Consider the following 26978-nt stretch of genomic DNA (forward strand, 5'->3'; position numbering starts at 1 on the left):
ACATGACCGTTGCGATCGAGATGGGCCACACGACCGCAGGCGCCCCGGCGGCGCTGGATCTTGAGGAGCTGCTGGCGACCCGCCTTTTGGTGCAGGGCAATTCGGGCTCCGGCAAATCGCATCTGCTGCGCCGGCTGCTGGAGCAGAGCGCGCCCTGGGTGCAGCAGACCATCATCGACCCTGAAGGCGACTTCGTGTCGCTGGGCGACCGTTTCGGTCATCTGGTGATCGATGCCGAGGAGCATACCGAGCGCGGCCTGCAGAGCGCCGGCGAGCGCGCGCGCATCCACCGCGTCTCCACGGTGCTCAATCTCGAGGGGCTCGACGCCGAGAACCAGATGCGCCGCGCCGCCGCCTTCCTCGGCGGGCTTTTCGAGGTCGCCCGCGACCACTGGTATCCGATGCTGGTGGTGGTGGACGAGGCGCAGCTGTTCGCACCGGCCGTGGCGGGCGAGGTGTCGGACGAGGCGCGCAAACTCTCGCTCGGCGCCATGACTAATCTGATGTGCCGTGGCCGCAAACGCGGGCTTGCCGGCATCATCGCCACCCAGCGACTGGCCAAGCTCGCCAAGAACGTCGCCGCCGAGGCTTCCAATTTCCTCATGGGTCGAACTTTTCTCGATATCGACATGGCGCGCGCCGCCGACCTTCTCGGCATGGAGCGGCGACAGGCGGAGGCTTTTCGCGACCTGGAGCGCGGGCAATTCATGGCGCTGGGCCCGGCGCTGTCGCGCCGTCCGCTGGGGCTGCGCATCGGCCCGACCGACACAAGCCCGCGCAATGGCACCCCGCGCCTGATGCCGCTGCCGGAATCGGCGTTGGCGGATGCCCGCGCGATCATCCTGGCAGCCCCGCCGCCGGAAACTGTCCGGCCGCAGCGCCGGTCGTCGCCGGACCTGCTCGATCAGCTGATGGCGGCGAAATCGGCGGCGCTGGAAATCCGCCCCGAACCGGTGGAGCCGCCGATCAGCGCCGAGGATTTGGCGGAGCGGCGGGAGCGCGTGGACCGTGTCCTGCGCGCCGTGCTGGCGCAACCCGATGCGGGCTTCCGTGTCATCGGCGTGCTTTACCAGGAATTCGTGGTCCGCTGCCGGATCGAGGGTCTCGCCTCGGTTGTGCCGGACCTGCCCGCCTTCCGCCGCATGCTGACGCGCGCCCGCGCCGGGCTGGGCTCCGACATGGCAGGGGATGATGCGTGGCAGGATGTCTCGGTGCGCGCCTCGCTGCTGCCCGAGGACATGCAAGGCGTGTTCATGATGATCGCCCGCGCCGCGAAGGAGGGCTGGCCCTGCCCGAGCGACGCGGCGATCGCCCGCGCCTATGGCTCGCACTCGCTGCGCCGCGCCCGGCGCCTGCTGACCTATATCGAGGAGCAGGGGCTGATCGTCTGCCAGCTTGACGGGGTTGGCCGGCGGACGGTGACGCTGGTGGAATTGGCCTGGGCGACGGCACCGGGGGATCCCGGTGCCGCGGAAGCGGAGCAGGGGAGCTTGGCTGTGTGAGGGGGTGGTCTAGCGTGCAAGGGGAATGCCACGCGTCAAGGCGATGTATGACCAAGCGGTAGGTACAGCGGCGAGTCTTTTAGAGATCAGCCCCGATCAACTGACGAAGTACAAGAAATACGGCAGGACTGTAGCGCAAATATCTGCCGAAACTACGCTGCCGCCGCCGATTACCCCTTCGGTTCATTCTGTTGACATCTCCTGCTTCTGGAGAGATGGTAAGATACTACGCGGCGGCCCTTTTTCCGAAGATTTTATTCTGCAGCTTTATCAAAGGATTTCGGCAATGCGTTTGTCTCGATCGCGCCGACTTATGGCCGTCGCTTTGACGGCAATCGCAGCCGTTCCCTCTTATGGACATGCCGAGGACAGACTGCTGACAGAAGCGGTGCAGTTCAACGGCACGATCCTGTATCTCTCCACCGAGGTGCCTGGCCTGATCTTCGGCGCCGTGCGCAACGGCGAGACGGCCTTGGCCGGTTTCGGCAAGATTGCCGACGGGAGTGAAAAAGTGCCGGACGGCGACACAATGTTCCGCATCGCGTCCGTGAGCAAAGTGTTCTGCGGCAGCGTGCTTTCCTCGCTGGCGATCGACGGCAAGGTACAGCTCACCGACCGGCTGCAGGATCGCCTTGGCTGGGACGTCACGCTCCCTGAGAAGGATGGCCGCGCCCTCCGCCTGATCGATCTCGTCGCGCAAGCTTCCGGCCTTCCGCGGGAGGTGCCAGTGGCCGAGGCGCCCCCCTCCGACCCCTTCTCGACGAACACCAAAGAGGCGCAGATTGCCGCCCTCAAGGACAATCCGCTGCTATTCGCGCCGGGCACCGCCGTTCTCTATTCGAACTTCGGATACGACCTCCTCGGGGCGGCGCTCGCGAATGTCTCTGGAAAGCCCTATGCCGAGGTCCTGCGGGAGCGTGTCCTCGATCCACTCGGCATGAAAGACACGGTTTTCAACCCAAGACCGGCGGACGAGCCGCGCCTGATGCAGGGCCACAACTTCGGCGGCAGCCCCCTGCCCATCGTGCCGACGAGCACAGCCATGGAGTGCGCCGGTGGATTGTACTCGACCGCGGACGATCTGCTGCGCTGGATGAACTGGCATGTGGACAACAAGCCTTCCGCGGCCGACGCCGAGTTGCGGCTTTTGAACCACGCGGCTTTTTTGTACCGGGACGGGCTCGCGTCGGTGGTGGGGCTGGATGACGGCGGCCCGATGGACGCCATGGGTCTCGGATGGGTCATCATGCTCCCCAACGAGCATCGCCCGCTCATCCTCCAGAAGAGCGGCGGCCTGCAAGGGATGTTTCTCTATGTTGCGATTGCACCGACACGCGGCGTCGGCGCTTTCTTCGTCATGAACGAATTCAATGCCGCCGGCTTCATGGCTGGGGTCAAGACGACGAACGATCTCGTCGCAGAGATCGCTCCACGCTGATTTTCGCGCTGCTTCATGGCGCGGCCCCCTCCGGCTTTGGGCCGGTATAGCGGAGTATCCAGAGGCCCTGGTTCTTGTCGCTGATGTAGATGAAGCCGCGACGATCCACGACGACATCCTCGGTCTGCAGCACCAGCTTATCCTCAGGCATTGGCCCGTAGCGCCGGGTGGGTTCCGGTGGAATGAAATAGCCGACCTCACGCGGGAGCCGTGTGTTCGAAACGTCGTAAATTCTGAGCCCGGCGTTGAAATGCGCGATGTAGAACAAATCGCCCTGTTTCTCGACGTCGGGATGATGTTGGTGGTGGTTGATGTTGTGCGGCCCGCGCCAGCCGCCGCGCGTGGTGAAGTCCGAATAGGGAGCGCCTTCGGGCGGCACGGGCTCCGGCAACAGCGACAGCAAGAACGGTTCGGCAGGATCGGAAATATCGACGATCGACGCGTGATGCATAGGGCCGCGTCCATAAGTGACGTTCTCCGAATTGGCGAAGGCGATGCCCCGTTCGGGTATCGGCAGCACGCCGTGCACACCGAAACGGGAATGGAAGGGCGGACTGAAGCTCAGGCTGCTGATCTGCTTCGGCTGCGAGACGTCACGGATGTCGAGCACGATGATCCCAGCCGCACCATAAGGCAGATAGACAAGATCGCCGACGACATAGGGCGGGCCATGCAGCGAGACGTCCTTGCCCGTGCTGGCGCAGAAGCCGCCGCACATGCATTGCGGCCGCAGTCGTAGCCGGTAGCGGTCCGACGCCTCCTGTGATGCTGCTACGGGTTCGGCCGATGGGAAGCTCTCCCCGCCGGCCTCGTGCTGGCCCGGCACCCACCAGCGTCCGGCCTCGCGTGGATTGGCGCGGTCCGAGATATCGAGAATGACGTAGATGTTACCCTTGTAACCGGGCATGCCGGCGGCAAGATGAACATAACGCCCGCCGGGATAGAGGTTGCGGTGCGTGCCGTTGCCTCCGGTCCGGTAATGACCGAGTTGTTTCGGATTGACGGGATCAGCGATATCCCAGATCAGGACCCCTTCGCCAAAAGGCGCGTCGGGGTCACCGCCGAAATTCGCGAAAGGCTTTTCGAGGGCCGTCACCATCGTGTCGCCGGACAAATCGATCTGCAGCGTCCAGGTGTTCGTGCCGGCATAGGGCACGAACTTGACGACCTCCGGCTTCGCCGGATCGGTCACGTCGATGATGCTCCAGCCAGTGTGCCAGAAGTGTCCGGTATAAAGATACCAGCGCTCGCCGACCTGCCGGATCGCCATCTTGAAGGCAGGCCGATGATCGAGGTCGGTATAGCCGATTGCTTCGACATGATGGGCGAAGGCGCCAGGGGGCGCCGGCGAGGCAGCAGGAACTGGCTGTGCAAGCGCCTCACAGACAAGACCGGATTGAGATGCGGTGGCAATCGCCGCACCAACAAGTGGAGCTTTCAACATCTGGCGGCGGGAAATCTCGGCATTCCTCAAGAGCATATCTCCCAGATTTGTGACTGCCTAAGCTTTGCGATTTTCAATATTTCTGTCCAATATTGATTGGAGAGCGATTAATTCGATTCTGGAAATTAAGAGATGGATCACAAGCTGATGCAGTCCTTCGTGGCTGTCGCCGAAGAGTTGCATTTCGGGCGCGCCGCAGCGCGCCTCCATATCTCCCAACCCCCTCTCACCAAGCAGATCCAGCACCTGGAACAGGTCATAGGCGTGCGCCTGCTGGAGCGCACCAAACGCAAGGTCGAACTGACCGAGGCCGGCCGGGTGTTTCTCGAAGAAGCGAGAGCAGTCCTTCATCAGACAGGGCAAGCCGTCGAGCTTGCCCGCAAAGCCGGTCGTGGCGAAACCGGCCATCTGTCAGTCGGATTTATCGATGCCGCCATCTACAGTGTGGTGCCAGCTGTCGTTCAGCGGTTCACCGAATGTTATCCCGAGGTCGAGTTGAGCCTGACCGATCTGCGCATTCCCAATCAGATAAAACTGGTAGCCGAACGGCAGCTCGACATTGGCTTTGTCCACCCTCCCGTGGTTCACAACGCTCTTCAAGCCGAAAGCATATTGGTCGAACCGCTGATCGTGGCCTTGCCGGAAACACATTGGTTAGCTTCAGAGACCGAGATCGCGCTGGCTGACTTGGCTCAGGAAGCGCTGATCCAGTTCCCGCGCAGCATCAATCCGTCCCTCTATGACGAGATTGTCGGGCTGTGCCGTTCATCCGGCTTCAGCCCGAGGATCGTGCGGGAAGCAACGCCCAAGCAAACGATCATCGGACTTGTATCCGTTGGGCTTGGCGTCTCGCTGCTGCCTGCCTGTCTCGAGAATCTGCAGCGATCCGGCGTCGTCTATCGACCTATTCGGGGCCGAAACCTGTCGATCGATACGTCAGTCATCTATCGGCGCGAACAGCCTTCGCCTGTGCTAAAGGCATTCCTCGACATCGTGCGCGAGACGACAGGCATAGTTCCAGAACATTTTGCTAAGCAGGCCGGCATGTGACGTGGGGCTCATCCATGACGCTGGCAAAGCGCTTCTCAGCTTCCGTCGTTTTTTGTTGCAGAGGACTCTCTACGCCCGAAAGCGAGTTCGGTCATCACCTGCCAATATAGGCGGCTAGTTCGTCCGGCGTTCCATTTGGGAAGGCTTGTTTTAGAAAGTCCAAGCACGCCGACACCCGCGCGCTGAGCAGCCGCCGAGATGGGTAGAGCGTCCAGAGAGCGATCTCGGGGCCGTCGATATCCCCCAATTTACCAGTGTGCCGTCAGCCAAGCCGTGGCTCACCAACGAAATGGGAAGACGTCCTGCACCGACGCCGGCTCGCACCGCATCCCGGACCATGATGAGCGTTGACAAAGCGAGGACCGGCTCGATTCTAATTGTTGACCGGCCACCGGGTGTCTTCACGTGCCATGTTTGCCGATCGCCTGCGCCGCGTCCAACGGCAGGAGCGGCGCGTCCACCGGTCGTGCGAGGAACATTCGGGCTCGCCACGACGACCAGGCGGTCGCGGAGAAACGCCCGCGCCTATGGCTCGCACTCGCTGCGCCGCGCCCGGCGCCTGCTGACCTATATCGAGGAACAGGGCCCCCATCGTCTGCCAGCTTGACGGGGTTGGCCGGCGGACGGTGACGCTGGTGGAATTGGCATGGGCGACGGCACCGGGCGATCCCGGTGCTGCGGAGGCGGAGCAGGGGAGTTTGGCTGTGTGAGGTGGGGTGCGGTTGGGCGAAAGCTGACGTCGCTCAACATCAGCAAAACGCTAAAAGCCGCCCGGGTGGGTGGTCGATCAGAGTCTTCGCAATCTCTGTCGCCACGACATGCTCGAAAAATGCCCGCCCTTGGCGAACAGATCCCAGTCTGTCTCCGCGACCTGTCTTTAACGCAGGTGGCTCAATCGGCAATGTGGGTTTACATCGGCCGCCAAGTCCCTAGTTTTAGAGTTTCGCGCCGCGCACCTTAGTGCGTGAATGATCGAAAACGGGACCCGTGAACTCTGGCCGGTCCCTCAAAAACTCCCAAAGGATGACTGCCATGACACAGGCCAAGAATGGCGACACCGTGCGCATCAATTATACTGGACGTCTAGCCGACGGCACTCAATTCGATTCTTCCGGCAGCGAACCGCTGCAATTCAAGCTCGGTGAAGGGCAAGTGATCCCCGGCCTTGAGACCCATGTCGAGGGCATGGAGGTCGGCGCGAAAAGCACCGTCACCATTCCCGCCGACGCCGCTTATGGCCCCCACCGCCCCGAAGCGGTCATGACCGTCGACCGCGCCAGGGTGCCGGACAACATCAATGTCGATATCGGTACTCGATTGCAGGCCAGAACCACCGAAGGGCGCCCCATGCAGGTGACGGTCGTCGGCGTCGACGACGCCAGCGTCAAGCTCGACGGCAATCATCCGCTAGCCGGAAAGGATCTGGTGTTCGACGTTGAACTGGTCGAGATCGTTCAGGCGGCGTAGGTATCCATGCGGCCAAGGCCGTGGTGGCTATGATTTCGGGTGACGGACTTCCGCCGGAGGTTTCGGCGGTTTGTGCCACCTGCCGCCCTGCTTTCCGCACTTAGCCGCGCCGGGCATCCGGTGAATCACAGCTCCAGAGGCGTGTCTTGGAAGTATTTTCCGGGAGAGGCACCGAAGGCCGCCCGAAAAACCGCGATGAAGGCGCTGGGGCCTGAGTAGCCGAGTGCAAAAGCGATGTCGCCGACGCTTCGGCCACCGGCGAGCCACTCCACCGATTTCAGCAGTTTCGCCTGCTGTCGCCAGGCGCGGAAACTCATCCCTGTCTCAGATTGGAAGTGGCGCTGGAAGCTACGTGGGGACATGGCCGCACGTGACGCAAGCTCATCGAGGGGCCAATCTGCGCCCGGCTCATTCCGCATGTCTGCGGCGATGTCCCGGAGGCGTTCGGATGCCGGCAACGGGAGAGACAACGGTGCGACCGGACTCGTCTGGAGCTGGTCGAGAATGACTGCCACAAGTCGTTCGGCGGGGAGGCTGCCCGCGTCCGCGCGAGGTATTTCCAGAAACGCCAGGATTAGCTCGCGCAGGAGCCGCGTCGTACCGATCACGGAGACTTCCGGTGACAGGCTCGCCACCGCGTCGGGGCGGAAAAAGAGATAGCTGCGCTCCGTCTCCTGCAGGTAGGTCACCTCGTGGAGGACCCCGGACGGCACGAACACGGCGCGTTCGGGCGGGATGATGAAGTAACCCCGCTCGGTCTCCAGCCTTAGCGAACCCCGCACGATCTGGAAAAGCTGCGCCCGGTGGTGCGTATGAAAAGCGTAGGTCCGCCCGGCGGGCTCTGCTCCGCCCTGAGCGACAGCGGTATGCGGATAATCTCCGAACCCGTCTTCCGGCAAATGAACGTTGATCAGGTTGTCGCGGGCAATCATGGCGGCTCAGAGACATAATTTGTCAGACTGCCGATAACACGTCTGACGGCAATTCACTAGGTTGGCATTAACTCAGCACAACCTGGACGAAAGTCATGACACTGGAATTCCAAATAGCCGAAATCCCGGATCGCCTTGCCCGCGGCCTTCTGACGAAGCTACCAGCTTTGAGGTTCGGAGCCTCCGTCGTTGTGGGCTGGTGGCAACGGAGCGAGACCGAACACGCACTACACCGACTATCGGATCGTGATCTGGCGGACATAGGTATTGCGCGTCGCGATATTCGCGAGTTCGCTTGGACTGGCACCGTCGCAGCCAGCGAGCGACGAAACAGATCACCGGCCGCTGCCATGGATGCGCTTGCCTGCGGGGAATCCCATGCCCCGAGCGGATGGGTGGAAGCTGATCCCTTTCGCGACGGCTCACGAATTAATGCGATGCCCACGAAGCCGCGGTCAACGCGATAGCGCCGCCGGTCTTGAAACAAGCGTTACCAGAGAGGCAGACAGAATGCATGATGACGGGCTTTTCGACGAGAAGATCGCTGCGACCTACGATGATGATAAAGGCATCTCTGCGCCAGAGGTGATCGAGCCGGCCGTTGATCTCCTGGCCGAGCTCGCAGGAGGCGGGCGCGCCTTGGAATTCGCGATCGGAACCGGACGCATCGCACTTCCTCTCGCGCGGAAAGGGGTGCCGGTGGAGGGCATCGAGCTTTCGAGGCCGATGGTGTCTCGCCTTCGCGCTAAAGAAGGAGGCGCGGAGATCTCGGTAGCGATCGGCGATATGGTAACGACGAATGTCGCGAGACGGTTCTCACTCGTCTATCTGGTTTTCAATACGATAAACAACCTGACATCGCAGGACGCTCAGCTCGCCTGCTTCCGGAACGCAGCCGCGCATCTCGAACCTGGTGGACGCTTCCTGATTGAGGTCGGCGTGCCACCGCTTCAGCGGCTGCCGGTCGGCGAGACGATCCTGGCGTTCGACCACGGCGAAACGCATTGGGGCGTCGACGAGTACGACGTGGTGAACCAGAATTTCTCGTCCCATCACATCTGGCTCCGTGACGGAAGCTATGAGCGATTCTCAGTACCGTTTCGTTATGCCTGGCCAGCTGAATTCGATCTTATGGCGCGACTGGCTGGTTTAAGGCTCAAAGAGCGTTGGGGCGACTGGAAAAAGGAGCTGTTCACGCAGGTCAGCGATAAACATGTCTCCGTCTGGCAGAAGGTTGAAGGTTAGGACGCGTGGAGCGAAGCGTCATCACCCTCGTCCGCAACGCGCCGATGGGAAGCCGGCCGCTTTCAACGCCATGCCGCTGCTTCCGGTCACACGCAGCAGGCAACGAGAGCATCTCCTGCATCTTGGCTTTATCGTTGGCGTGTCCGCTTTCAGGATCTGTTGAAGCCAGCCCAAAACGACCGACATAGGCGCAAAGCTTTCATGCACGGCTCCGTTTGCGAGAGTCTGCTTCGGTCAAAAGCAGCCCCGGCTTAAGCGCCTCCCCCTACCGATCCTCGATAATCCGCAAATAAGCCGCCGTCACGAACAACACGATCAGCCCGAACAGAATCCGCCGCGCGCCTTCGGGCATCTGCAGGATGGTCAGCAGCGTCGTCAGCACGGTGAGGATCAGCGCGCCGATGATCGTGCCGGTGTAGCCGCCGCGGCCGCCGAAGATCGAGGTTCCGCCGATCACGGCCGCTGCCACCGAAGGCAGCACCAGCGGCTCGGCCAGCGACAGCGACGGCGCCTTGATCAAGCCGATATAGAGCAGACCGGTGATGCCGGCGAGCACGCTCGAGATGACGTAGAGCGCTGTGATCACCTGCCAATAGCGGACGCCGGACAGGCGTGCCGCCCCTTCATTGTCGCCGACCGCGTAAAGCAGGCGGCCAAAGCCGGTGCGGTTCAAGGTGAAGACGATGAGGACGGCGATGGGCACGAACAGCAGCAGCGCGTTGGGCACGCCATAGGTCAGGCCAGTGCCCAGCCAGGCCAGGAAGGGCGGAATCTTGGCGCCCGAAGCGATGACGGTTCGCTGGTAGACCTGCAGGCAGCCGGTGCCGATCAGGCTGGTGCCGAGCGTCATGATCAGCGGGTGCACGCGAAAGACGCCGACGCCGATGCCGTTGACCAGGCCGATGAGCACCGCCGGCACCAAGGCGATGAGGATCGCCACCGCCGGGTCATGATTGACGACCTGCGTCGCCATGATGAAGGCGCTCATCGTCGCCACGGTGCCGACCGACAGGTCGATGCCGCCGGTCAGCATGGTCATGGTCTGGCAGCCGGCGAGGATTGCCAGCGGGATGGCGAACTTGACCGTGTTGGCGAGCCAGCGCTCGTTGACGATGCCGGGGCGCAGGATCTGCAGGATCACCACCAGCATGACCAGCAGGATGATCAGCGGGATCAGCGGCCGGTCGGCCATGAAGCGCTTGAGGCGGCGGCCGAAGGGGACGGGTTGGATCGCTGATATGCTCATGAGATTGCTCGCGATTGGGGTGGCGCGATGTTGGTGCCGGGAGAGGATGGTGCTCTACGGCGCCCCCCTCTGTCCTGCCGGACATCTCCCCCTCTTGGGGGGAGATTGGCAGCTTCACACTCGGCGCCCTTCTTGCACCTTCGGAGATTGGCGAAAACCGTAGCGACGGCCAATCTCCCCCCAAGAGGGGGAGATGTCCGGCAGGACAGAGGGGGGCGCGAAGGATCGCTACGCTCATGCCGATCTGCCAGCGTCACGGCATTGCTCATCATTGCCGCCCCCTCATCGTAATAAATGCGCCGAACATCACCACGGCGACCATGATCGCGCCTTCGATGATTGCCGTGACGTTGGGATCGATGGCGAGAAGCGTCAGGTCGGTGCGCACCAGGCGCAGCACGAAGACGGCGACGATCGGGCCGAGCAGTCCGCCCTTGCCGCCGCCAAGTGCGACGCCGCCGAGCACCACCGCAGCCACGCTGGCAAGAAGATAAGGGCCGGGAATGGGGGCGCCGATGCCAGTGCTCATGGTCAGCGCCAGCCCGCCCATAGCGCCGAAAAGCCCCGACAGGGCGTAGGCGATGATCTTGGTGCGCGCGACGGGCACGCCGCTGCGAAATGCCGCCAGCTCGCTGCTGCCGATGGCGTAGATCGAGAGGCCGAGCTTCGAGCGCTTGAGCGGTATCCAGATGATGCAAAGGCAGACGACAAGCAGGACCAGCGCCTTCGGTATCCAGGCAGAGATCCCGGGCAGCCCCGGAATCGGGACGGTGCCGATGATGGTCGCCCTCAGCCATTCTGCCACCGCGCCGCCGGGCGCACCGAGGACCAGCAGCGCCGCGCCCTGCAGAACGAAGAGGGTGGCCAGCGTGACCACGATATCGGGCACGCGGGTGACGACGATCAGCATGCCGTTGACGGCGCCCAGCACCAGCCCCATGGCCAGCACGAACGGCACGACGAACAGCGCGTACTCCTCGCTGGCGCCGTCCATCATCGAGGCGGCGGTGACGCTGGTCAGCGCCATCATGGCGCCGACGGAAAGATCGATGCCGCCGGCGATGACGACAATTGTCTGGGCGGCCACGGCAAAGGCGTAAGGCAGCACCGCGCGCACCAGCGAGCCGAAATCGCCGCTGCCATAGCCCGGCTGGATCAGCCTGGTGATCACCAACAGGACCACGAACAGGACAAGCAGGCCGGCGACCCAGCCCTGGCGGCGGATAAGGCGGCTCACGGTTTCGCCACCGGGCTTGAATGGATATCGGCAAGGATGCCGACATCTTCCTTGGCGCCGCGCGGCAAGCCGTAAGCGGCGCGCATCAGTGCCGGCTCGTCGGCGAGCTCGACGGGGAAGACATCGACGACGCGCCCCCCAAAGATGACGATGACACGATCGCAGACACGCTGCACCTCCTCGAGCTCGGATGTATAGAACAGCACCGACTTGCCCTGGTCGGCGAGTTCGCGCAGCAGCTTGTAGATCTCCTGCTTGGTGCCGACATCGATGCCGCGCGTCGGGTCGAAGCAGAGGATGGTCTGTGCCTCAGCGGCGATCCAGCGGGCGATCGTCACCTTCTGCTGGTTGCCACCGGACAGGCGCTGCACCTCGCGCTGGGCGCGCGTGTCGATCTGCAGACGCTCGATCGCACTGACGACCCTGGAGCCTTCCTGCCGCATGTTGATCGGCCCCCAATTGCGCAAGGCGGCGCTGAACGGGAGCGCGATGTTTTCGCGCACCGAGCGCTGCATGGTCAAAGCTTCGGTGCGGTCGCCGGGCACATAGGCGATGCCGGCGCGAATCGCATCCGCCGGATGCGCGAACCTGACCGGCTGCCCGTCCACCTCGATGGTGCCGCCGGACGGCCGGATGGAGCCGGCGAGGGCGGCGAAGAGCTCGTCCTGGCCTTGGCCCTCAAGCGCGACGACGCCCGCGACCTCGCCGTTTGCCAGGTCGAACGACACGTCGTTGAGCTTGGTGCCGACACGAAGGTTCGCCACGCCGAGGCGCGGACGGCTATCCCTTGGCGGAGCGGCCTGGCTCGCCTGGCGCGCCGCCACGCGTGTTTTTTCAATCCTGGCGCCGAGCATCATCTCGACGATGCGCTCCTCGACGCCCGGCTCGATGTCGACGACGCCAACGGTCTCGCCGTCGCGCAGCACCGTGGCGCGGTCGCAAAGTGCCGATATCTCGACAAAACGGTGGGAAATGAAGATCACCGAACGGCCGCTGTCGCCCTGCCGGCGAACGACTTCAAGCACCTTTTCCGCAAGGTTTGCCGGCAGTGCTGCGGTCATCTCGTCGAGCAGCAGAACATCGGGCTCGACCGCCAGCGCGCGCGCCAGATCGAGCACGCGCAGCACGGCAAGCGGGATGTCGCGCGCGATGTCGCGTATGTCGAGGTCGGGAATGCCGAGTTCGCGCACCCAGGCGCGGAACGGCTCGACCGGCGTGTCGGTCAGGCGAAGGTTGGAGGCGACGTCGAGATCCGGGATGAGCGATGGTTCCTGATAGACGGGAAGCAGGCCGGCGCGGCGCGCATCGGCGGGCGAGCGCACGTCGCGGGCCTCGCCGCGGATCAGGATATGCCCGGCATCGGCGCGGATGGCGCCGGTCAGGATTTTTACGAGCGTCGATTTGCCGGCGCCATTGGCGCCCATCAGGGCGTGAACCTCACCCGGCAGAATCGACAGCGACGCGTTGCGCAGCGCCACCACGGCGCCGTAGGTCTTCACGACGCCGGTGGCGTCCAGGAGGGGATTGGTGGTCAAAATCGCGTTGCTCTCGATTCAGAAACTCTCTTGCTGGCGCTCTACGGCGCCCCCCTCTGTCCTGCCGGACATCTCCCCCTCAAGGGGGGAGATTGGCTGTCACCTCGGCTTTCGCCAATTTTAAACGGCGCAAGACGAGGGCTGACACCGCAACTGCCCAATCTCCCCCCTTGAGGGGGAGATGTCCGGCAGGACAGAGGGGGGCGCCGTAGAGCGCCAGTCTATCAAATCTTTGCGTAGCGAGGACGGCAGCCCGCCGTCCTCGCTACGCAATTCAAAGCAGCAACTACTCGCCCGGGCCCTTGCAGGCGACGATCTGGTCCTTGGTGTAGGTGGTCCAGTCCGGAATGGAGATCGAGACTGGCCATTCCGGGCTCAGCGACGGATCGGCCGCGCCCTTCAGCTTGGCCTTGCCCTCCTCGGTGGCGTTCTCCCAGAGCTGCGGCTCAACCAGCACGGTCTGCTCCGCTGGTTTCTTGCCGTTCAGGATCTGAAGAGCCAGCGTCACGCCGGCGCCGCCGATCGAACCGGGGTTGGTCACCGCCGCGCCGACCAGGCCCTCGACCGAGTTCAGTTGGCCGACGAAGCCGGCATTGTCGGCGCCGACCACCGGCACCAGCGGCGTCTGCGACTCGACCAGCGCATCGACGATCACATTGTCGATGCCCGAGGTCCAGATGCCGTTGAACGGCGATCCGGTGGCGATGAAATCGAGGATCTGCTGCTTGCCCTGATCCTGCTGCCAGCCGGTGAAGACTTCGTGCACGACCTTCACATCGGGGAATTCGGCAAGCGCCTTCTTGAAGCCCTTGTCGCGATCGCTGTCGGCCGAGGCGCCGGCGGCGCCGCGCATATAGACCACGTCGCCCTTGCCGCCCATCTGCTGGAACAGCCATTTGGCGCCGAGATAGGCGTATTGTTCCTGGTTGTTGGAGATGATGTAGGCCGAGGGCTCGGTGACCGCCTGGTCGACGGCGACGACAACGATGCCGGCCTTGGTGGCTTCTTCCAGGGCTGACTTGATGCCGGCTGGATCGGCCGGGTTGACGACGATGGCGTTGACCTTGGCGCTGATCAGGTTGCGGATGTCCTCAAGCTGGCCGGCGGCATCGGTGTTGCGATGGGCGATGTTCAGCTTGGTCACCTCGCCCGAGGCCAGCGCCTGCGCCTTCATCGCGCAGATCATCTCCTCACGCCAGCCATTGCCTTGCACCGTGTTGGAAATGCCGATCGTGTATTTGCCTTCAGCGGCCGAGACGCCCACCGAAGCCATGAAGGCCGCGCCGGCAAGCAGCGGGACCATGGTCAAAAGTTTTTTCATTTCAGTCTTCCTCCTCCACATTGTTTTCAGTTTCAGAGCCTGATCCTGTCGACCTGCGACAGGATCAAAGCCAAGCTGTTTGCGCCGTCATTTCACGAAGGGGCGCAGCACGTCGCGGGCCAGTAGAAAACCCCGCTTGACGTTTTCATCGCTCCCTTCAAACCGCCGGTCCTCATGTTCGATGATGATGGGCCCGTCGTAGCCGGCGCGATAGAGGCCGGAGAAGATGACATTCCAGTCGACATCGCCGAGCCCCGGCATGCGCGGCACCTGCCAGCCTATGCCGGCCGAGAGGATACCGCGCTCGTAAAGTCCATCAGGATCGATCATCAGGTCCTTGGCATGGACATGCAGCATGTACGGACCGAATTCTCTGATGAAGCGGGCCTGGTCGATCATCTGCCAGACCAGGTGCGACGGGTCGAAGTTCATGCCGACATCGCCGCCCCAGGCTTCAAGGATGCGGCGCCAGATATAGGGCGAATAGGCGATGTTGTGCCCGCCCGGCCACTCGTCATAGCTGAAGATCATCGGGCAGTTTTCAAAGGCGAGCTTCACGCCATGGTCTCGCGCATGGGCTGTTATGGCGGGCCAGACCTTGAGCGCCTCTTGCCAGTTGGCGTCGATGGTTTTTGAAGCGTCACCGCCGCAGAAGGTGTTGACGACAGGCACGCCCATATGGCTCGCCAGCACGATCACCTTCTTCAGATGGTCGATGATCGCCGCGCGATGCGCGGCATCGGGGTGCAGCGGATTGGGGTAATAGCCGAGGCCCGACACAGTCAGGTTCTTCTCCGCCAACGAGGCGACGATCTCCTTGGCCTGCGCGGCTGACGTCGAAGCCGCATCGATATGGCTGGTGCCGGCATAGCGCCGGGCGCCGCCGGAGGATTTCGGCCAGCAGGCGATCTCCAGCGCCTCGAAGCCGGCAGAACTTGCCCAGTCGGAAACCTCGCCAAGCGAGGTGTCCGCAAACGGCGCGGTGAGCAGTCCAAGCTTCATATTGCCTCCCTTCCCCTTACTATGCCGATTGTGCGGGCCGCTTCAACCGGGCAACCTCGGGTTGTTCCAAACTTCGCCTGACGACTGCCATCGGGTTGTCTGAGAGCAGGCCGTCGAGGGCTGATGTGATAGCCCTGCGGAAATCGCCATTTGCGGCAAGCTCCGGATCGAAGATCGTGTCGATGGCGAGGATCGCGGCTGCCAAAGCCCTCGTGTCGGCGCCGACCGCGTCGGCAATGCCGGCGATTCTGTCGGCATAGGGATCGGACACCGGCCAGCGCTCGCCGAAGCGTGCCGAGGAGCGGATCAGATAGGCCATCCAGCCTGCGACCGGGACCGACAAGAGCGCGATGCTTTCGCCGCGCCGCAACCGGTCGCGGATCGGGTTGAGAAGCCGCTGCACGATCTTTTGCGAGCCGTCGGTGGCGATCTGGTGGTTGCGATGGCGGATCGCTGTATTGCGCAGACGAGCGAGGCTTTGCTCGACATAGGCTTCCGGCGAGACGCCGGGCATCGGCATCAAGGTCGGCAGCGTCTCGTCGATCAGCATGCGCCGGACGAAGGCGGCGAGCAGCGGGTCGGCGATGGCATCCGACGTGTGCTCCAGGCCCGCCAGCACTCCGAGATAGGCAAGCGTGGTCTGGGCGCCGTTGAGCACCCGCATCTTGAGGTGCTCGAAGGGGGTGACGTCGCCGACGAACGTCGCGCCAACCCGGTCCCATCGCGGCACGCGGCCGGCGAATTTCTGCTCGATCACCCATTGCCGGAACGGCTCGCCGACGACGACGGCGGCATCGCGGTAGCCGAAATGCTGCTCCACGGTCTCGATATCGGCCTCAGAGGTCGCTGGCGCGATGCGGTCGACCATGGCCGAGGGAAAGGCGACGTTGGCCGCGATCCAGTCCGACAGGCCATTGCCGCGCCGGCTGGCCAAAGCCTGCACGACGTTCTCCAGGATGATGCCGTTGGTCGGGATGTTGTCGCAGGAGAGCAGCGTCACCGGACGGCTGTGCGAGGCCATGCGCAATTCAAGCGCCCGCGCCAGAATGCCCGGCACGCTTCGCGGTTCCAGTGGATTGGCGAGATCGTGGACGACGTCCGGGTGCGCCAGATCCAACGCGCCGCTGGACGGGATGTGGCAATAGCCTTTCTCCGTCACGGTCATCGTGACCATCTCGATGCCGGCGGAAGCCAGCACGTCGATCGCGGGTGCCGCACTCTCCTGGCTGTCGACAACCCTGACGATGCTGCCGATGATTCGCGCTTCGACTTGGCTGTCTTCGCGGATCAGGCGCGTGTAGAGGCCGCCCTGCCTGCCCAGCGTTTCCGACAAGTATGGTGCGCGGATGTTGATGCCGACCACGCCCCAGCGATCGAAACGGCGCGAAAGAAGATCGTCGGTGTATTCCGCCTGGTGGCAGCGGTGGAAGGCGCCGACACCGATATGAGCCATCCCCGGGACAAGTGCGGCCCGATCATAGGATGGCTTTTGGACGGAGGAAGAAAGCCGGCTAATGAGTTCTGGGCCGAGCGTTTCGGGGGGCGTTGAAGCGCTCACCGGTTCGCCCCGACGACCCATTGCTCCTGGTCGATCAGGGCGCCGGTCATCGGCCCGGAGGCGTCGGAGAGCAGGAACACGGCGAGGTTCGCCACTTCGCCGGCCGCCAGCAGGCGTCCGAAAGGTTGCGACGCGTTGGCCGCATCGATCCAGCCCGGGCCATGCCCCAGCGTCTCGGCCTGCATGATACGTTCGGCCGGCGTGTCGGTCCAGCCGACATTGATGCCGTTGACGCGGATCCGGTCGAAGCGGTGCGCGTTGGCGGCGTTGCGGGTGAGGGTGGCGAGCGCGCCCTTGGTGGCGGAATAGACGGCGAGTTCGGGCGAGCCGCAATGCGCGTTGATTGACAGGATGTTGACGATCGCGCCGCCTTGACCTTGCTTGATCATCTGCGCGATGGCCGCCTGCATCAGGAAGAATGGCGCCCGCGCGTTGACGGCGAACAGTGCCGCCCAGTCGTCGAGGCCGGCATCGAGAAACGAGGCGCGGTTGGTCAGGCCGGCGGCGTTGACCAGCGCGTCGATGCGCCCGAAACGGGAAATGCACGCCTTCACCAGTTGCGCCGGCGCCTCGGGGTCCGCCAGATCGGCTGCGACGAAAGCGGTCGGCGTGCCTATCTCTGAAAGCGCTGCGGCGACTTCAGCGCCACGCACCGGCTCGCGGCCGGTGACCAGCAGGCCGCCGGCGCCTGAGTGCGCCAGCGTCTCGGCGATCGCCCGGCCAATGCCTTGCGTCGCGCCGGTGACCAGCACCACCTTGTCGTCTAGCCGAAGCTCCATTCCTCCTCCCGGAATAAAGTTTCTATTTTTCTAGATATGGAACACCAATTCCCGATAGTCAATCGTATCCGTCTCAGGTCGTGCGGCGCGCGACAACACCGTGGACAAGGGCCATGCCGACGGCGAGCGAAGCGGCAAGCGAGCGGAAGCCGGCAAAGTCGGACTCAACCACTTCCAGCCATGTGTCCGACAGCTTGACCAGCGGACTGAACGTGCTGTCGGTGATGGTGACGATCCGCGCCTTTCGCTCATGGGCGACAGCGACGAGGTCCGGCGTGATCGAGTTGTAGGGGCTGAAGGAGACCGCCAGCACGACGTCGCGCTTGCCGATGCAGCCGACCTGGTCAAGCGCGGTGGAACCGACATTGTCGACCAGCACGTTGCGCACGCCCTGTTGCGACAGAGTGAGCGAGAGATAGGTGGTGACGGGAAAGGCGCGTTTGCTGCCGATCACATAGATCAGGTCGGCGGAAGCCAGCAGATCGACCATGCGCTCGAAGCTGGCAATGTCGAAGTTATTGTCGATGCGGCCGAGCGAAGCCTGCGAGGCGCCGACCATGCCATTGAGAAAATGCAGATTGGCGTTGGGCTCGGTGGCCGCCCGTTCCTGTCCGTCGCGCGCCCGTCCCTCGGGCCAGGAGCCTTTGACGTGATCCTTGAAAAGACCCTGGAAATCGGAAAAGCCGGCGTAGCCGAAGATCTGCGCAAAACGAACAAGCGTCGAGGGCTGCACACCGGCCTGCTCGGCGACCTGCGCGATCGTGCCAAGCGCGACGTCGCTCGGATGCTGCCACAGGAAGATGGCAACCTGGCGCAGGCGTTTCGGAAAATGGACGGTGCCGGACGACAATACGGCGCGCAGTTCCTCATAGGTCTGCGGCTTGGTGTAGCCGAGCGCGGCAAGCGAGCGGCCGCGCTTGCGGGTCGCCGCCTCGTCGGCAATAGACCGTCCGGATGCTTTGCTCGCGTTCATGCCGTGAGCCGAGGCATGTGCGAAGCGACCCCCACCCCTAACCCCTCCCCACAGGGGGGAGGGGGATTTTCGCAGGCGCTTACGGCGGCAAATTGCTTTGTTTCAGATCGAGAAATAAGCGAATGGCGCGCAACAGAGTTCCCCTCCCCCTTGTGGGGAGGGGTTAGGGGTGGGGGTACTCCTAGGGCAGTATCACAGGGACTTTCCCGGGCGACTGCCACGCGCTTCGTCATCCGAATGTCCTCCCGAACTTCACGCTAGCGTGGCACGATCGTTTTGCAAAACAGAAATTGGAATTAATGTTCGAAAATAGTGGCGGGCGCCCTATAGTGGTCTATTCAATCGCTGACGGATCGACGCCAACGCTTGGCGGTCGGCATGGTGGGTGGCGGCCGCAACGCCTTCATCGGCGCCGTGCACCGGCTGGCCATGCGGCTCGGCGACCAGATCACGCTGGTGGCCGGGCGCATTGTTCTCGGACCCCAAAATGCCTGTTGGTGTTATTTCACTGCGGTGACCCTGCCCGCCGCATCGAGGCGACAGCCGACCCGCGCCCGCCGAACTTCGATGCCGCCTTGTCTTGCGTAGTCTATTCGCACCTCGATCGGCGCCGTGAGTGCGCCCCGATGTTGACGCAAGGCGCCTGCGCTTACCGCGTGGACACGGACGGCGCCAAGCGGCGTCGCAGCGGATATGATCGCCGCGCGGCAGGCTCGCACGACCGCAGCTGGCGTACCGGGTTTCGCTTTCAGTGGTCTCAAAGATCCAAAGGGATACCCCTTGGTGGAGTCACCCTCACCGGCTTTGGAAGGCCTGAGAGCGGGTGGCAGGGCGATCGATTGCTTGCCGGTCTTGGCAGAGGCAGTGGCTGCCGTGACTGCGGCCGGACTACCGGGAGCGGTACTCGTTCCGTTTTCGGCGGACGGATCGTCGCCCACGCCGACACCCGTCGAAGGGCTAACGCCTGCGTCGAGTGATCCTGCGCCGACCGAAACTCCAACGTTTGCTCCACCCACACCGTCGACGCTCGTGCCCACCCCCACAGATGCGCCTTGCGAGCTGGCGCTCACTCCGGCACCGACCCCGAGGCCGCCGGCCTTACCGCCTAAACTTGCGTCAAGAGCCGAGGCAGGCCCGATTGCGATCCCGATCGTCAACACGGCTGCGACGTACTTTTTCATTGTGATACTCCCCTGCGGCATACATTTCGCTCACTAGTCTTCACTGGCATAGGTCGAGCTTCACAGTGGTCGGGTCGGGAGCAATGCGGCGGGAAGAGCGATGGTTGCCGGCAGAACAGGATGTGGTGACTTTTTTGCCTTCACTTTCCGTTTTTTCGGCAAGCCCGGTTTACGGGCTGGTTGGGCGCCCGAACGCGATAGCGTACTTGCAAGTGGGGTACGTGATTTCGGCGCGCGCGCCAAAGCCGCAGTGCGACTCTTATCCTTGACGATGTCGATCGCCTCACGCGCGGCACTGAGGCTGCGGCCTAGACCGATAGCCCTTTCACGCTCTTTCTCCAGCACCGCACTCAACTCTGCCGAGATCTGCTTTGAAGCGTCGCGTTCCTTGCGAACAATATCGAGGTCGCGTGCAGCTAAATCTGCTCGTTCGCGTTCCAGTTCGAGTGCTTCCCCAGCTTGCTTTAGAGCGGTCTCGACCACCGATCGGTCTTTTATGGCGTTGGTCTTCTCGACCGCGGCCAGGTTTGCGCCTGTCTTAAGAGCGTCGATAGTTTGGCGAGCCGTGGTGAGTTCTTGTTCCAGGAGTTCAACCTTTTGCCTCTCCTCATCAAGCGCTTGCTTCGCAGCAACCTGAGAGGCTTCCATAGAGGGGTGCGCTCCGGCGGCCTTCTCGCGGTCCCAGAGAATGGCTTCGGCCCTAAAGTCTTCGATAACGCGCTGCGCCGTCTCCAGCGCTTCGTCTATTTGCTGCTGCTCTTTTAGGATTTGTGCTTGCTTAGCCGCCAGTGCGTGTGCATGGGCGCTTGCGTCACGTGCCTCGCGCTGCATGACGTCTAGCTCCGCGCGTGCTGCGGCCAATTCGCGGCGTAAAGCCATTTCATGCTCGCCGGGCGGCGTCTGCACACCCTCCTTGAGTTGCGCGGCGCTGGCAATGCTGACTCCCGCGGCGGCGATGACGGCAACCGCGATTGAATGAAATGTGGACGAAATCTTCACGACGGGAGACTCCTCAAGATCGCCGCCTACCTAGCGGGACGGGCACATGCCAAAGTCCGGCTGATAGCCACCTTCGCGGTAAAGGTTCTCTGCGACGTAGCTGCCTTTCGCCCCTTCCAGCACACAGGTCAAAGGTGGGTTCCACAAGCATCTGTAAAGACCTACTGCTGCCATCCGCGGTGTTCCCTATTTTACCCCCCGGACAGGATGATCCCGTGGACGCCTGCGAATGTCGCCCTTCATTGTGATGAAGCGACGCGCCGCGCGCGGGCCATGCCCGATATCGTCGATGGGCCCCATGCAGCAGCGATTTCACCGGTGAAGGGGTTCTGTGCAGTGGCCGGCACTTGGCATCGGTCAGCGCGCGGATCGATCCAGGGGTGCAAAATAGTTGCCGTGAAAGCCAAAGGGGATGTGATGCGGGACGGAGGCCCGGGCGCGTTTGGCGAGCGTCGCGGCGTCGAGCACAAGCAGGAATGACGTGCCGGCGCCGACATCGAGCACGACGGACAACAGGACGCCGTCGTCTTCCTCGGCGCCGGTCGGCCGCGCCACATAAACAGGCTCGCCAGCATAGCAGCCCGGTTCGGCCCAGGTCGTCACGGTCGCCGGCGCGGTGGCTGAAAGCTCGACCTTGGCTATAGTGTCGAGGAAGCTGTCCGGTTCACTTTGGCCGGCTCCCCATATGCAGCGATACGATCTGCCGGCGCGGCGGGAATAGTCGATGCGCGGCAACTCGATGCGCGTGTCGCAGAGCGGTTCCGGCTCGATCTCGACAGCCGCAGAAGGGCTACTGTCGAGCGGAATGCGGTACCGCGTCAAGGTCGAGGTCGGGTTGACCTGCGCTCCGGAGCGCAGCCGGTCGAGGCGCAGCTCGTCGATGATTCTCGCATCGGGATAGGCGAGGAGGTCCACCAGCAGCGCGCCGTCCGCCTCGAAGGCATTGACGTGGTGAAAGCAGAAGCACGACGACGCCCTGGCACGGGCGGCGACAGCGCCGGTCGACTTATCGATCACTGTGAATACGGTGCCGAACTCCGGTTGCCAGCGATAGTTTGTGATGAAGGGTCTGCCTGAGAAGACGAGCTTGAGCGGGTTCACCCGAAGCGGAAACTCCGTCAGCACCAAATAGCGTTCCGACATGCCGAAGGAATGCATGTAGCTCGGCCGATCGACGGGCAATTCGGCCAGGACACGCTGCATGCCGCTTTCGTCGACGAACAGGCGATACGTGCTGCGGCGCCCCATCTCGATGACGTACGAGTAGCCGCGCTCGCCGTCGCTGTGCGGGTGCGCAGTCGAGATCTGCCCGCTGATCGCCCGACTGAATTGGAGCCGTCCGTGCGTTTTGAGCGTGTGCGGATCGAAGCGGATCGGCATCGGCGTCTCGGTCAGCGCCACGATCTCGCCGGCCAACACCGACACATTGACATTCGCATTGTCGGTCAGCTTCGGATTGAAGATCGCCATGACGCGGCCAAAGATCGTGCGGCACGGATCAGTCATGAATTCGCCGCGTGCGATGCGGCCCTTCTCCATCGCCTCGCAATAGGATTGCGAGCGGATGAAGCGGTTGGAATAGCGGACCGTGCCATCGCTGAAGTCGAAGGCGTGGAGCATGGCGAGCCCGTCGAACCAATGCGTATAGGCTTGCCGACCCACCTCGAATTTCGCAGGCCCGGTCCGGATCAGACTGCCGGTCAGCCATGCCGGCAATTCGCCTTCCACCTGCAACGGCAGTTGATCGACCTCCTGTTCGAGTGTGGTGAAGCCCAGTGCGTAACGGCCATCCGCTTCGGGCATTCCAGCCTCCTTCACTTCGCCTAGTGCCTCCGCCCTCCTGCCGCTAAACGCGTCAGCGGCGCCGATGTTTCGCATCCGAGCCGTGGAGCCGGACCAACTTCCTGCCAAGTTCCCGATAGCAGCGGGATCAATCAGCCTCGCCATGAATCAAGTCGCGGATTCGCTCCGTGATCGAAGCAGAATCGCTGTGATGCGGTTCGGCACGTCTCCTCGATCGTGGACCATCGTCATCCGCCCAATGAAGCTGCCCCCATACCGGGCAAGGGATGACTGGCCGTGCGACCCACAGCCCAGCCGAACGGAAACTGTTCGCTGGCGTCGAACTCAGATCGTTAGGATAGGTTCCGCAACCCGTGTGGCCAGCACTGCTGGCGACTATGCCGGTAGTCCTCAAGCCCAGCGTTGGGAAACCGGAGGCCCGAGCAAGACCCGATCGCTACAAATGTCGGTGAACTAAGCGGCGGCGTAGCTACGCAGTCATTCAGGCGGCAACCATACGTTCAGTCCGGTGGCGCTACTGGTGGCTTGATGTCCGTCCGGTAGAACCAGCGTATCTTTACCTCTGCAACGTCAGCGGGACCAACGCTCACGCAATCCGATTTCCGGTTCCTGTACTCTGGAATTTCAAGCCAGACAGTGCAGCGATAGAATCGCGGATCATATGGGGGGTGATGCTTCGTATAGGAGATAACCACCGTGTTGACACCATCCAGCATCTCTTCGCGCAGTTGGTGACAATTCGAACGCCGAGCGTCATCAACGACCTTATACGCCCGGCCCCGCCAAGGCGCGTAAGGCGCCCTCCGCTGATATATCATGCCATTTTCGTAAACCGACTCGCTGTGGATCACGACGTGTCTATGGCTCTTGATCACGCGGCTCCACGTCGCCTGAAAAGCGGGCATCTTGGCGAGCGCTTCGTTAGCCGCAGCCATGGGGTAACATGCGCCTTCGATCTGCTGCTTGTTGCGCAAATCTGCATAAGACACGGAAGGCAAAGACGCCACACCGGCGGCAAGGGCGATGAATCGTGTCAAAATGTGCATCATCGTTGTAAAGCACGTCTCATCGAGCACCGCGAGATGGAATTGCAGGATGAACTCGTTCGCGCGGAAATTGAGCCGTCGACTGAGGGTGACGGTGTGTCTCCCGTCAGCGGTATGCAGCAAGTAAATATCAGATCTTTAGATCGTTGGGATATCCCGCTGGTGGAGCTGAGGAGGATCGAACTCCTGACCTCGTCATTGCGAACGACGCGCTCTCCCAGCTGAGCTACAGCCCCGTCCAGCGGATGGGCGCATTTATCGGGCGTGGCGGTTTCCTGTCAAGACGGCGTTTTGCCCAAAAAAGCCGCGCGGCGAGCCATCGACGTGGCCTGCCGCGGACAGCGGCTCTTGCCGCTTTCGCCCGTAATGGCTACATGTCGGCAACAATCGGAGACCGGCATGATAGCCCTCATTCAGACCATTGTCCTGGCGCTTGACATTTATTGGTGGATCATCATCGCTTCGGCGATTTTCTCCTGGCTCTACGCCTTCAACGTCGTCAACTCGCGCAACCAGTTCGTCGATAGCGTCAGCAACATGCTCTTCCGGCTGACCGAGCCGGCGTTGCGGCCGATCCGCCGCTTCTTGCCCGACCTCGGCGGGATCGACATTTCGCCGATCATCCTGCTTCTGATCCTGTTCTTCCTCCGGCAGTTCCTGCTCACCACGGTGGCGCCGCTGGTCGTCTGACCGGCCGTTCCATGACTGGGCCGTTTCGCCCGCGTAACGACGGCGTCGACCTGTTCGTCCGGCTGACACCGAAAGCGGCGATGGACAAGCTCGAAGGCATCGAGATTTCGGCAGACGGGCGAAGCCATTTGAAGGCTCGCGTCCGCGCCGTGCCGGAAAACGGCGCCGCCAATCAAGCGCTCGAACGGCTGGTCGCCAAGGCGCTGGGAGTGCCGCGATCGGCCGTTTCGGTCGTCGCCGGCGGCACGGCCCGGCTGAAGACGCTGCGTATCCTCGGCGATCCGACTGCGCTGGCGAAAGGCATCGAGGCGCTCAGCAGCGCTTGAACTGGCTTGAACGACGCTGAAGCCATCAAAACGACGCTGCCAGACAATGCTGGATAGATGGGCTAGTTCCGCGACGCATCCCTCTTTTCGTCATCCCAGGGTCTGCGCCGCGTGTGTCGCGGACTCGTCTCTACACCAGCCCGCGCTTGACCATCATCGCTTCGGGCGACGGCATCTTGCCGCGGAAGGCGGTGTAGAGTTCTTCCGGGTCCTTCGAGCCGCCGGCAGCATAGATGTTCTTTCTGAGCCGCTCGGCCAGCGCCGGATTGAACGGGTCGCCCGTCTCCTCGAAGGCGGCGAAGGCGTCGGCGTCGAGCACCTCCGACCACATGTAGGAATAGTAGCCGGCCGAATAGCCGTCGCCGGAAAATATGTGGCCGAATTGCGGGGTGCGATGGCGCATGGCGATGGTGTCGGGCATGTTGAGGCTCTCGAGCGTTTCGGCTTCGAAACGAAGCGGCTGGTCCGGCGCGTTCGGTCGCGCATGGTAGGCCATGTCGACCAGCGCCGACGCGGTGAATTCGACCGTTGCGAAGCCGGCGCCAAACGTGCGCGCCGCCAGCATCTTGTCGACCAGCGCCTTCGGCATCGGCTTGCCGGTCTTCACATGCAGCGCATGCTTTTCCAGCACCGCCGGCACGGTCAGCCAGTGCTCGTAGAGCTGCGAGGGCAGCTCGACGAAATCGCGGCTGACCGAGGTGCCCGCGACCGACGGCCAGGTGACGTCGGTCAGCATGCCATGCAGGGCATGACCGAATTCGTGGAACAGGGTCTTTGCCTCGTCGACCGACAACAGCGCGGCCTCGCCTTCCGGCGGCTTGGCGAAATTCATGATGTTGTAGATGACAGGCTTGGAGCCATCGCCGAGCTTATAGCCGGATTTCAGCGCGCTCATCCAGGCGCCGGAGCGTTTCGAGGGTCGCGCGAAATAGTCGGCCAGGAACAGCCCGCGCTCGCTGCCGTCGGCATTCCTGACGACGAAAACGCGTGCATCCGGATGCCACGTGGCAATGTCCTTCTTTTCCTCGAAGGTGATGCCGAACAATCGTGTCGCCACGTCGAAGCAGGCTTCGATGATGCGGTCGAGCTGCAGATAGGGCTTCAGCTCGGCCTCGTCGAAGGCGAATTTCTCGGCGCGCAGCTTCTCCTGATAGAAGCGCCAGTCCCACGCGGCGAATTTCTCGTTGCTGCCGGCCTCGGCCGCCAGCCGCTGCAACTCGGTCTGGTCGCTTGCGGCCTTTTCCAAGGCTTTTTCCCAGACCGGGTCGAGCAGCGTATGCACCGCCTCCGGCGTCTTTGCCATGGTGTCGTCGAGCTTCAGCGCGGCGAAGGAAGCGTAGCCGAGCAGATTCGCTTTCTCGGCGCGCAGGCGCAGCATATCACGCACCACGGCGGTGTTGTCGGTGGCGCCGCCATTCTGGCCACGCATGGTGAAGGCGCGGAAGGCGATCTCGCGCAGGTCACGGCGCTCGGAGAAGGTCGAGAACGGCTCGTAGATCGAGCGCGACAGGGTGACGGCATAGCGGCCCTTCTGGCCGCGCATCTCGGCGGCCTCGGCCATCGCGCTTTTCAGGAATTGTGGCAGGCCGGCAAGGTCGGCCTCGTCGAGGAACAGCGCCCAGTCGCGCTCGTCGGCAAGCAGGTTTTGGCCGAAAGTGGTGCCGAGCGACGACAGTTCCTCGTCGATCGCCGCCAGCCGCTTCTTGCCCTCGGCGTTGAGCTTGGCGCCGGAGCGGACGAAGCCTTTCCAGGTCTTTTCCAGCACCCGCAGCGTTTCGGCATCGAGCTTCAGGGTTTCCCGGCGCTGGTAGAGGTCGTCGATGCGGGCGAACAGCCTCTCGTTCATTGAGATCGCCGAGAAGTGCCGCGACATCTTTGGCGAGATGTCGCGCTCCAGCGCCTGGATCGCTTCGTTGGTGTGGGCGCCGGCCCGGCACCAGAAGATCGACGATACATGGTCGAGAGCCTCACCGCCAAGCTCCAGCGCTGCGAGTGTATTCTCGACGGTAGGCGTCTCGGCATTGCCCGATATCGCCTCGATCTCGGCCTCATGCGCCTTCAGCGCCGCATCGAACACCGGAGAAAAATCGCCGTCGCCGATGCGGGTGAAATCGGGCAGGCCAAGCGGCCCTTGCCAGGTGGTCAGCGGATGGGCGGCGAGGTCGACGGCTTTCGTGGACGGCATGGACAGTCTTTCGCTGAGA

At 63.0% G+C, this 26978-nt stretch carries 24 protein-coding genes, 1 tRNA gene and 2 pseudogenes; 10 read left to right on the forward strand and 17 right to left on the reverse strand.

The genetic code is table 11. The features are described 5' to 3' along the window. The first annotated feature begins 2 nt into the window (after positions 1–2). Together EOC94_RS00525 and ampH are read left to right on the forward strand one after the other, a co-directional pair. Positions 3–1502, forward strand: a complete 1500-nt coding sequence (locus EOC94_RS00525) for an ATP-binding protein (protein WP_127288300.1) — start codon at positions 3–5, stop codon at positions 1500–1502. Positions 1503–1527: 25 nt separating this feature from the next. After that, positions 1528–2940 (forward strand): D-alanyl-D-alanine-carboxypeptidase/endopeptidase AmpH, encoded by a 1413-nt coding sequence (gene ampH, locus EOC94_RS00530; protein ID WP_245465465.1) that lies wholly within the window; start codon positions 1528–1530, stop codon positions 2938–2940. A 13-nt stretch (positions 2941–2953) separates the two neighbouring features. Here the strand turns inward: ampH and EOC94_RS00535 are convergent, their stop codons facing one another. Further along, positions 2954–4414 (reverse strand): hypothetical protein, encoded by a 1461-nt coding sequence (locus EOC94_RS00535; protein ID WP_210212054.1) that lies wholly within the window; start codon positions 4412–4414, stop codon positions 2954–2956. A gap of 102 nt (positions 4415–4516) precedes the next feature. On the opposite strand from EOC94_RS00535, the gene EOC94_RS00540 reads away from it, so the two are divergent. Beyond that, positions 4517–5434 carry a LysR family transcriptional regulator gene (locus EOC94_RS00540; RefSeq protein WP_127288301.1) on the forward strand — a complete coding sequence of 306 codons (918 nt, stop codon included), beginning with the start codon at positions 4517–4519 and terminating at the stop codon, positions 5432–5434. A gap of 94 nt (positions 5435–5528) precedes the next feature. Here EOC94_RS00540 and EOC94_RS00545 read toward each other — a convergent pair. After that, positions 5529–5956 (reverse strand): annotated as a pseudogene (locus EOC94_RS00545) (LysR substrate-binding domain-containing protein); the annotation flags it as partial. On the opposite strand from EOC94_RS00545, the pseudogene EOC94_RS34455 reads away from it, so the two are divergent. Then, positions 5952–6144 (forward strand): annotated as a pseudogene (locus EOC94_RS34455) (ATP-binding protein); the annotation flags it as partial. The pseudogenes EOC94_RS00545 and EOC94_RS34455 overlap by 5 nt on opposite strands. Positions 6145–6466: 322 nt before the next feature. After that, entirely contained in the window at positions 6467–6901 is a 435-nt protein-coding gene (locus tag EOC94_RS00555) for a peptidylprolyl isomerase (protein WP_126104427.1), read from the forward strand. A gap of 125 nt (positions 6902–7026) precedes the next feature. Here EOC94_RS00555 and EOC94_RS00560 read toward each other — a convergent pair whose 3' ends face one another. Beyond that, positions 7027–7833, reverse strand: coding sequence for a helix-turn-helix transcriptional regulator (locus EOC94_RS00560; RefSeq protein ID WP_095485015.1), 807 nt, complete (start codon positions 7831–7833; stop codon positions 7027–7029). A gap of 95 nt (positions 7834–7928) precedes the next feature. On the opposite strand from EOC94_RS00560, the gene EOC94_RS00565 reads away from it, so the two are divergent. Together EOC94_RS00565 and EOC94_RS00570 are read left to right on the forward strand one after the other, a co-directional pair. Then, positions 7929–8300, forward strand: coding sequence for a DUF1127 domain-containing protein (locus EOC94_RS00565; protein WP_127288302.1), 372 nt, complete (start codon positions 7929–7931; stop codon positions 8298–8300). A gap of 43 nt (positions 8301–8343) precedes the next feature. Beyond that, on the forward strand, positions 8344–9078 hold the full coding sequence (locus EOC94_RS00570) for a class I SAM-dependent methyltransferase (protein WP_127288303.1): 735 nt from the start codon (positions 8344–8346) through the stop codon (positions 9076–9078). Between the two features lie 265 nt (positions 9079–9343). On the opposite strand, the gene EOC94_RS00575 is transcribed toward EOC94_RS00570, so the two are convergent. From EOC94_RS00575 to EOC94_RS00620, 8 genes are all read right to left on the reverse strand, one after another. Next, entirely contained in the window at positions 9344–10324 is a 981-nt protein-coding gene (locus tag EOC94_RS00575; RefSeq protein ID WP_127288304.1) for an ABC transporter permease, read from the reverse strand. A gap of 268 nt (positions 10325–10592) precedes the next feature. After that, on the reverse strand, positions 10593–11561 hold the full coding sequence (locus EOC94_RS00585) for an ABC transporter permease (protein ID WP_127288305.1): 969 nt from the start codon (positions 11559–11561) through the stop codon (positions 10593–10595). Next, positions 11558–13096: a sugar ABC transporter ATP-binding protein gene (locus EOC94_RS00590; protein WP_127288306.1), complete on the reverse strand. Its 1539-nt coding sequence runs from the start codon at positions 13094–13096 to the stop codon at positions 11558–11560. The genes EOC94_RS00585 and EOC94_RS00590 overlap by 4 nt, the downstream gene beginning before the upstream one ends. Positions 13097–13382: 286 nt before the next feature. Then, positions 13383–14417 carry an ABC transporter substrate-binding protein gene (locus tag EOC94_RS00600; protein ID WP_127288307.1) on the reverse strand — a complete coding sequence of 345 codons (1035 nt, stop codon included), beginning with the start codon at positions 14415–14417 and terminating at the stop codon, positions 13383–13385. Positions 14418–14504: 87 nt separating this feature from the next. Next, on the reverse strand, positions 14505–15419 hold the full coding sequence (locus EOC94_RS00605) for a sugar phosphate isomerase/epimerase (protein ID WP_127288308.1): 915 nt from the start codon (positions 15417–15419) through the stop codon (positions 14505–14507). Positions 15420–15438: 19 nt separating this feature from the next. Beyond that, positions 15439–16998 (reverse strand): mannitol dehydrogenase family protein, encoded by a 1560-nt coding sequence (locus EOC94_RS00610; RefSeq protein WP_127288309.1) that lies wholly within the window; start codon positions 16996–16998, stop codon positions 15439–15441. Then, positions 16974–17756, reverse strand: coding sequence for an SDR family oxidoreductase (locus EOC94_RS00615; RefSeq protein WP_127288310.1), 783 nt, complete (start codon positions 17754–17756; stop codon positions 16974–16976). The genes EOC94_RS00610 and EOC94_RS00615 overlap by 25 nt, the downstream gene beginning before the upstream one ends. 73 nt (positions 17757–17829) lie before the next feature. Then, positions 17830–18729: a MurR/RpiR family transcriptional regulator gene (locus EOC94_RS00620; protein ID WP_127288311.1), complete on the reverse strand. Its 900-nt coding sequence runs from the start codon at positions 18727–18729 to the stop codon at positions 17830–17832. 366 nt (positions 18730–19095) lie between these two features. On the opposite strand from EOC94_RS00620, the gene EOC94_RS34460 reads away from it, so the two are divergent. Next, a complete protein-coding gene (locus EOC94_RS34460; protein ID WP_245465480.1) occupies positions 19096–19317 on the forward strand; it encodes a hypothetical protein in 222 nt (73 codons plus the stop codon). On the opposite strand, the gene EOC94_RS34465 is transcribed toward EOC94_RS34460, so the two are convergent. The 5 genes from EOC94_RS34465 to EOC94_RS00650 all read right to left on the reverse strand — a co-directional run bounded on the left by EOC94_RS34465 (position 19230) and on the right by EOC94_RS00650 (position 23994). Then, positions 19230–19910 carry a hypothetical protein gene (locus EOC94_RS34465; protein WP_127288312.1) on the reverse strand — a complete coding sequence of 227 codons (681 nt, stop codon included), beginning with the start codon at positions 19908–19910 and terminating at the stop codon, positions 19230–19232. The two genes, EOC94_RS34460 and EOC94_RS34465, sit on opposite strands and share 88 nt — an antisense overlap. A 60-nt stretch (positions 19911–19970) precedes the next feature. Beyond that, a complete protein-coding gene (locus tag EOC94_RS00635; RefSeq protein WP_127288313.1) occupies positions 19971–20909 on the reverse strand; it encodes a hypothetical protein in 939 nt (312 codons plus the stop codon). Between the two features lie 357 nt (positions 20910–21266). After that, entirely contained in the window at positions 21267–22712 is a 1446-nt protein-coding gene (locus EOC94_RS00640; RefSeq protein WP_127288314.1) for a carotenoid oxygenase family protein, read from the reverse strand. Between the two features lie 500 nt (positions 22713–23212). Continuing rightward, positions 23213–23881: a hypothetical protein gene (locus EOC94_RS00645; RefSeq protein WP_127288315.1), complete on the reverse strand. Its 669-nt coding sequence runs from the start codon at positions 23879–23881 to the stop codon at positions 23213–23215. 37 nt (positions 23882–23918) lie between these two features. Further along, positions 23919–23994, reverse strand: a tRNA-Ala gene (locus EOC94_RS00650). A gap of 163 nt (positions 23995–24157) precedes the next feature. Here EOC94_RS00650 and EOC94_RS00655 point away from each other — a divergent pair. Together EOC94_RS00655 and EOC94_RS00660 are read left to right on the forward strand one after the other, a co-directional pair. Beyond that, a complete protein-coding gene (locus EOC94_RS00655) occupies positions 24158–24448 on the forward strand; it encodes a YggT family protein (RefSeq protein ID WP_023800489.1) in 291 nt (96 codons plus the stop codon). A gap of 11 nt (positions 24449–24459) precedes the next feature. Then, positions 24460–24774: a DUF167 family protein gene (locus tag EOC94_RS00660; RefSeq protein ID WP_127288316.1), complete on the forward strand. Its 315-nt coding sequence runs from the start codon at positions 24460–24462 to the stop codon at positions 24772–24774. A 130-nt stretch (positions 24775–24904) separates the two neighbouring features. Here the strand turns inward: EOC94_RS00660 and EOC94_RS00665 are convergent, their stop codons facing one another. Next, the gene (locus tag EOC94_RS00665) at positions 24905–26959 is read right to left on the reverse strand and encodes a M3 family metallopeptidase (RefSeq protein ID WP_127288317.1); all 2055 of its coding nucleotides are present in this window, start codon (positions 26957–26959) and stop codon (positions 24905–24907) included. Positions 26960–26978: the final 19 nt, after the last annotated feature.

Source organism: Mesorhizobium sp. M6A.T.Ce.TU.016.01.1.1 (assembly GCF_003997065.1).
Taxonomy (GTDB): Bacteria; Pseudomonadota; Alphaproteobacteria; order Rhizobiales; family Rhizobiaceae; genus Mesorhizobium; species Mesorhizobium mediterraneum.

Bases quoted from the DNA above. Each gene is read 5' to 3' on its own strand.
- EOC94_RS00605 (WP_127288308.1), bottom strand. From the start codon at position 15,419: ATGAAGCTTGGACTGCTCACCGCGCCGTTTGCGGACACCTCGCTTGGC.
- EOC94_RS00565 (WP_127288302.1), top strand. From the start codon at position 7,929: ATGACACTGGAATTCCAAATAGCCGAAATCCCGGATCGCCTTGCCCGC.
- EOC94_RS00655 (WP_023800489.1), top strand. From the start codon at position 24,158: ATGATAGCCCTCATTCAGACCATTGTCCTGGCGCTTGACATTTATTGG.
- EOC94_RS00665 (WP_127288317.1), bottom strand. From the start codon at position 26,959: ATGCCGTCCACGAAAGCCGTCGACCTCGCCGCCCATCCGCTGACCACC.
- EOC94_RS00575 (WP_127288304.1), bottom strand. From the start codon at position 10,324: ATGAGCATATCAGCGATCCAACCCGTCCCCTTCGGCCGCCGCCTCAAG.
- EOC94_RS00560 (WP_095485015.1), bottom strand. From the start codon at position 7,833: ATGATTGCCCGCGACAACCTGATCAACGTTCATTTGCCGGAAGACGGG.
- EOC94_RS00640 (WP_127288314.1), bottom strand. From the start codon at position 22,712: ATGCCCGAAGCGGATGGCCGTTACGCACTGGGCTTCACCACACTCGAA.
- EOC94_RS00660 (WP_127288316.1), top strand. From the start codon at position 24,460: ATGACTGGGCCGTTTCGCCCGCGTAACGACGGCGTCGACCTGTTCGTC.
- EOC94_RS00610 (WP_127288309.1), bottom strand. From the start codon at position 16,998: ATGGGTCGTCGGGGCGAACCGGTGAGCGCTTCAACGCCCCCCGAAACG.
- EOC94_RS00570 (WP_127288303.1), top strand. From the start codon at position 8,344: ATGCATGATGACGGGCTTTTCGACGAGAAGATCGCTGCGACCTACGAT.
- EOC94_RS00620 (WP_127288311.1), bottom strand. From the start codon at position 18,729: ATGAACGCGAGCAAAGCATCCGGACGGTCTATTGCCGACGAGGCGGCG.
- EOC94_RS00615 (WP_127288310.1), bottom strand. From the start codon at position 17,756: ATGGAGCTTCGGCTAGACGACAAGGTGGTGCTGGTCACCGGCGCGACG.
- EOC94_RS00540 (WP_127288301.1), top strand. From the start codon at position 4,517: ATGGATCACAAGCTGATGCAGTCCTTCGTGGCTGTCGCCGAAGAGTTG.
- EOC94_RS00525 (WP_127288300.1), top strand. From the start codon at position 3: ATGACCGTTGCGATCGAGATGGGCCACACGACCGCAGGCGCCCCGGCG.
- EOC94_RS34465 (WP_127288312.1), bottom strand. From the start codon at position 19,910: ATGAAAAAGTACGTCGCAGCCGTGTTGACGATCGGGATCGCAATCGGG.
- EOC94_RS00555 (WP_126104427.1), top strand. From the start codon at position 6,467: ATGACACAGGCCAAGAATGGCGACACCGTGCGCATCAATTATACTGGA.
- ampH (WP_245465465.1), top strand. From the start codon at position 1,528: ATGCCACGCGTCAAGGCGATGTATGACCAAGCGGTAGGTACAGCGGCG.
- EOC94_RS00600 (WP_127288307.1), bottom strand. From the start codon at position 14,417: ATGAAAAAACTTTTGACCATGGTCCCGCTGCTTGCCGGCGCGGCCTTC.